The 579-nt window shown below is 63.9% G+C and carries 1 other RNA gene; it reads left to right on the top strand.

The features are described 5' to 3' along the window. Window positions 1-179 precede the first annotated feature (179 nt). An RNA gene (rnpB, locus tag QMX79_RS20835) (RNase P RNA component class A) lies at window positions 180-530 on the top strand. Window positions 531-579 lie beyond the last annotated feature (49 nt).

Genomic DNA, 579 nt, shown 5'->3' with positions numbered 1-579 from the left:
GAACTCATCCGCAGCCCATCCATGCCGTCGTCGCTACCCGCGCTGTCGGACAGGAACACGGATTCGTCTTCGCCTTCGAGCCAGCCGCGGCGCGACAGGTGCCGGCACACGCGATGCGCGATGGTGTGCCGCGACCGGCACGGCAGGAAGGGCGTGCGTACGCTAGAATACGCGCTGGCGGAGTCGGCCAGACAGTCGCGTCATCCCTTCGGGGTGCCGAGGAAAGTCCGGGCTCCATAGGGCAAGGTGCCAGGTAACGCCTGGGCGGCGCAAGCCGACGGAAAGTGCAACAGAAAGATACCGCCTACGTCTTCTTCGGAAGGCCGGTAAGGGTGAAATGGTGCGGTAAGAGCGCACCGCGAGTCTGGCAACAGACCGGCACGGCAAACCCCACCTGGAGCAAGACCAAATAGGGATCCTTTGGCGCGGCCCGCGTTGGATCCGGGTAGGTTGCTTGAGCGTTGCGGTGACGTAACGCCTAGAGGAATGACTGTCCACGACAGAACCCGGCTTATCGGCCGGCTCCGCCTCTTTCTTACGGTAGGCCGAGCATGGCTCGGCTCTACAGTAGAGCCGCGC

The organism is Stenotrophomonas sp. PS02300, from assembly GCF_029959395.1.
Lineage (GTDB): Bacteria > Pseudomonadota > Gammaproteobacteria > Xanthomonadales > Xanthomonadaceae > Stenotrophomonas > Stenotrophomonas maltophilia_AD.
The sequence above is the reverse complement of the archived record's forward strand: the minus strand, read 5'-3'. Positions and strand labels throughout refer to the sequence as shown.